The following is a 4,559-nucleotide window of genomic DNA, read 5'->3' on the forward strand; positions in this document are numbered from 1 at the left end:
TATTGACTTTGCAGCCCAGTCTCTTGATGGTGACGAGCGAATCGGCAGTGCAAAGGAACTCCAATTTACCGCTGCCGAGATGGCTGAAGCCCGCTCCAACAAGAAGTCGAAGGAATTAGAGTTCAAGGGGGACGGAGGCAAGTACACAGTGAAGTTCGTTCTAAGAAAGGCCTGACTGGATGGTTGACGGCTGACTAAGACAAAACGCATCCGGTGCCAGTTCTTCACGTTGGGAACCCCGTCGGGGACGTAGTTCATTTGTTTATTATTCAACTAATCAACTACGTCTCCTTACCCGGATGGTTAACACCATCGCCCCTCGATCCGTAGGAGGAAATATGCGCGCAACCCTTTGGAATCTCATCGCTCACTGCTTTGTCATTGCTCTCTGTAGCGCACCCGCAGTCTCGTTCGCCCAGCCCAACGCCTCGGCGGCTGAGTTTAGCGAGTTGGTCAAGTCGCTACTCGTGCCGCTAGACACCAAACCGGCTTCGCCAAGCTGGAACTTGGGCAATCATCCGGCAGTACGGTGGAAGTCCGCCACTCCCCAACGTGCTGACGCAGCCCTCGCCAAGGAGGGATTGCCCATGGCTCGCACCGGCGTGGTCACCATCACCGTGGCAGGAAAGGTCACGCATCGGCATAGCGCCAATCGCGCCGGCCACTGGAACATCGTCCTCGCGGGCTCGCCGGCGTCGTCGGTCGAATCCCGCCTTTCCATGGACAAGCAAGCCGATGGTGGTCTAGATCCGACCGATGCCCTCAAGGCAGCGGGGTTCAAGGTCAAGGCGCTGTGCAAGCCTGGTGGTATCAGCAGCGGAACGGGACTCTATGCAGTTGAAGCTGCCGGCTATCGTCCGGTAGTGATGGCGCACGAGTGGTCGTCGGGCAGCGCTGGCTCCTGGACAAGCCTGACATTTGCCTATACCAAGCAGCGCGCGGCCAAGCTGCGTTGTGAATAGAAAGCCAAACAAAGGGGTCACACAAACAATAGGGAAATGAGGGACAAGTTCCTTTTACATGGTCGGTATGAGGGCAAATAAATAGCCTATTCCTTTTCGATGCATCTCGGCAACGATGTGCGTCACGTAAACGAGGCGGTACGATACGAAAGGAGATACGCAATGCGGACCTTTATAAAATGTCTGATTGAGGTGTCGCGTCTACACTCTTGACATCGTCAAATGTTTAGACGCGACACCAGTAGTTACGGCTCGACACCAGTAGTTACGGCTGGTTCGGCAAAGGCGATTAGATTACGGAGACTTACTGTAAATTGACTATGCAGTCGCGTGCATCGGTTCTGAATGGCATCAACGACAGGGAAGGAAAGAGGTCATGAAAAGCATAGTGATGGTGGTGTTGCTCGCCGGACTCTGCACCGGTTGCGCAACTACAGGTCCAATGTACTCTACGGTGCGAAACAGTATGCCCATTCTATCGCAAGAACTGGGAAGAATCATCTTCTATCGCCCAGACACCCTCTTTGGTGCCGGGATGCGCCCAGACATCCTTCTTGATGGCAGGAAGGTGGGCGCATCACGTCGCGGCACAGTATTCTATGTTGATGTCGAACCCGGCACACATCACATCACGGTTCCTGCGGTAATGTATCCTGGTGAATCTAAAATTGATATTGCACTGCGCCAGAATGAAACAGTGTACGTAAAGACGTCCATTGGTGGTTCGTCTTTCGGAGGAAGGACGAACGTTGAGGTGGTGGACTCTGCAAAGGCGTCGGCGGAGATCGACCATCTAGTATTTGTTGCTGAACCTGTGAAGTAGGATAAATTGTGTTTCGCCAAGGATGCTTCCACCACAACGATTACAACAGCCTGCGGATTACACAGGATTCAGGGCCGAACAAACGGCGTAGTCCGGACGCGGTGCCCTCACTGGACACGCCGGACGTCGGGGCCAACGAAGTAACAAAGGAGGGTAATAATGAATAAGAGAATCTGGAAATCTTTACTACTTCTGGCTGCATGGGTCTGTCTATCTGGCCTCCCGGATGCTGCATGGGCTTTACCAACGCTCGCCTGGGACTGGAATGACGGTACGCTTCAGGGTTGGACTCCAGAGCTCCCGTTCGCTGGCGCGCTCGTCGTAGGCCCTGCCTTTGGCAATCCCGGCGGTTCCATGTTTGCCACGGATACCGTGCCAATGGGGGGTGGCTTACTCGCTCGCGCGCCGAGCGTCTTGGCGGGAGACCTGTCAATTTACCCGGGTATAGCATGGGATGAATTCATCCCAAACCACGGATCATCGACGGTCGTATCGACTTCTGTCTTGATTCGCGGGACTGATGGGACTTGGTACGGAACTGATAGCACCTTGGGCACTCTCGGCACTTGGAATTCGAAATTAGCATCTTTCAGTGACCCATCGGCGTGGGTTCTCGCCAGCGTTGGGACGACACTGTTCTCCGATGTCATTGCTAATGTGGACGCAGTATTCATCTCAATGGAAACATCCCTGATCGCAGGGGGTGCCATCGAAGCCTGGGTGGACAATGTCGTTGTAAACAGAGACACCCCGGTCACTCCAGTGCCTGAGCCAGCAACGTCGATTCTGCTCGTCAGCGGACTTCTCGTATTCGCATCAAGTAAACGTCGCTGGTCGAGACGGTAGAAAACAAGAGCGCCTTACAAACAGGGCCCAACAACGGTGTGAACCTGGATATTGGCAAAAGGAGACTTTAGTGCCCAAAAGGAGACTTTGGGGCTAGTGCCGTGTAACGCTTATTGTTTCCCAAACCTCCCCTTGTCAGGGGAGGCTTAAAGGCTTCCCCCCTGACAAGGGGGGACTGAGGGGGGTTGGTTTTAGATGTTCCACGGTACTAGGTCTCAACACGGTACAGGTCTCAACACGGTACATATCTACAAAATTTTCAGCAGAAGTACTGAGTTGACACCTTATTCTTCCTGCGCCTTCGTCGCCCCACTTTTCACTGCCGGCTATGGCGAGCGTGATGCTAACTAAACCAGTAGAGCGAAACTTAAGCAAGAGGACCGTTCGAGAAGGAGGTGTGCCATGGCAACCTGTCAGACTTGCGCAAATTGGAGTCTACGTGAGTCTAGGTATCCATCAAGTCTGGGCGTCTGGGGCGTTTGCCATGACCCGAGGTTCTATGTGGGGAGTCACGCAGGTGCCGCGTGTTATCTAGACGAGAACGACGTCGGCTGGGTGCACACAAGGGCCGAATTTACGTGCAAGAACTGGCGTGCCATCCAGAAGAGATCTCTCTGGTCCACGTTGCTCAGGCGCGTTTAAAGGGACGGCAACGCCGTTCAATCTCAGCCGGGCTGCATGACAAACCGGCATCGGGAGGAGAAAAAAATGAGTCGTTGCGAAGCCTTCCTCCAGAATCTTTACAGAGAGAAGGAAATCCATAAAGAGCATCGTCATAAACACGTGATCTGCAAATTGACTTTGACAAGCGCCTTTTTTGGTTTAGGAAATTTCACACAGACAGGCGCAATCTTCAGCATGTTCTTGTATGTAGTTCCTATGATTGCATTAGTTCATGATATTTATATCATCGGTGAACACATAAAAGTGCAGCGGGTTGGTGTTTTTATTCTATGCTTTGCGGGTCTACAGAATGGCCCAGTCTGTCCGGAGGAAATAGTGTGGGAAAAATTCTTGGCTGGTTACAGAGAGACTTGGTCGTACAAGGCATCCCTGCTTTACAGTGGTCTAATCTCTTCTTTTAGTGCTATCGCGATATATTTGACTGACAAGAATCTAGTCTTAGGGGTTTACCGGACGTGGATCGCCCTATGGGTTGTCTTCATGCTGCTGGTTTTGCTGCGAGCAGCACAGATGGAACTCAAAATAGGCCGAATTGGTGGAAGAGACAATAATACGACTATAACTGAACTTAAGTCACTTTACCGTGGCGAGGATTAGCATAACCAACGCGGGCTTGCTCAGAGAGTGGCATACTGGGGAAATTTGGGACATTCCCCATTATCCAATCCCATAAAGAGGGAGTGTCCCTAATCCCGGCGGCTCTTCAGCGACCGGTTCTTCACCTCCAGCTTCCGCCCCGAGTTCTACTCCCACCTGGGGGTGAAGTGGGTCAACGACAACGGCCCCGACGGCAAGGTGATGGAGAAGGGAAAACCCAAGGAGAAGATAAGAGGGAGAAGATAAGAGGAGAAGATAAGAGCAAGAAGATAAGAGAAGAAGATAAGAGTGTCAGGTCTACACATTGACAGAATTGAGCAAGAAGATAAGAGTGTCAGGTCTACACATTGACAGAATTGAGTGACTGAATTCCCAACAAGACGGGAGGGCCGGCGAACCCGGTCACCCGCCGAGCCGTTAGGCCATCTTGATGCCCGCGGGAGGCTTGATCTGCTTCACACGGGCTAAGGAGGGGCTAAGGAGGGTATAAAATGTCATCAGTAATATCACCGGAACTCGCGGCATTATTTAAGCCTCTCACCCTTACAGTCACAAAGCTAACCTGCAAGGTTGACACCGACGAATTTGATTCTGATGAGCCGTACATTATCGTGTTTACTGCTAACCTCAGCAACCAGGTAATCAAC

Annotated in this window: 4 protein-coding genes; all 4 read left to right on the forward strand. The window is 52.2% G+C overall.

The features are described 5' to 3' along the window. Window positions 1-587: 587 nt before the first annotated feature. The 4 genes from RCH91_RS19725 (at window position 588) to RCH91_RS19740 (ending at window position 3,912) form a co-directional block, all read left to right on the forward strand. Complete coding sequence (locus tag RCH91_RS19725; RefSeq protein ID WP_306536886.1) at window positions 588-962, forward strand: hypothetical protein; 375 nt, start codon at window positions 588-590, stop codon at window positions 960-962. Between the two features lie 376 nt (window positions 963-1,338). After that, window positions 1,339-1,785, forward strand: coding sequence for a DUF2846 domain-containing protein (locus tag RCH91_RS19730; RefSeq protein ID WP_306536888.1), 447 nt, complete (start codon window positions 1,339-1,341; stop codon window positions 1,783-1,785). 159 nt (window positions 1,786-1,944) lie between these two features. Continuing rightward, a complete protein-coding gene (locus RCH91_RS19735; protein ID WP_306536890.1) occupies window positions 1,945-2,631 on the forward strand; it encodes a PEP-CTERM sorting domain-containing protein in 687 nt (228 codons plus the stop codon). Between the two features lie 708 nt (window positions 2,632-3,339). After that, a complete protein-coding gene (locus tag RCH91_RS19740; RefSeq protein WP_306536892.1) occupies window positions 3,340-3,912 on the forward strand; it encodes a hypothetical protein in 573 nt (190 codons plus the stop codon). The last annotated feature ends 647 nt before the right edge of the window (window positions 3,913-4,559 follow it).

This window comes from Geobacter sp., assembly GCF_030834625.1.
Classification (GTDB): Bacteria; Desulfobacterota; Desulfuromonadia; order Geobacterales; family Geobacteraceae; genus Geobacter.

What these genes read in the sequence shown, in the direction of transcription:
- RCH91_RS19740 (WP_306536892.1), top strand. Translation starts at nt 3,340, where the DNA reads ATGAGTCGTTGCGAAGCCTTCCTCCAGAATCTTTACAGAGAGAAGGAA.
- RCH91_RS19725 (WP_306536886.1), top strand. Translation starts at nt 588, where the DNA reads ATGGCTCGCACCGGCGTGGTCACCATCACCGTGGCAGGAAAGGTCACG.
- RCH91_RS19730 (WP_306536888.1), top strand. Translation starts at nt 1,339, where the DNA reads ATGAAAAGCATAGTGATGGTGGTGTTGCTCGCCGGACTCTGCACCGGT.
- RCH91_RS19735 (WP_306536890.1), top strand. Translation starts at nt 1,945, where the DNA reads ATGAATAAGAGAATCTGGAAATCTTTACTACTTCTGGCTGCATGGGTC.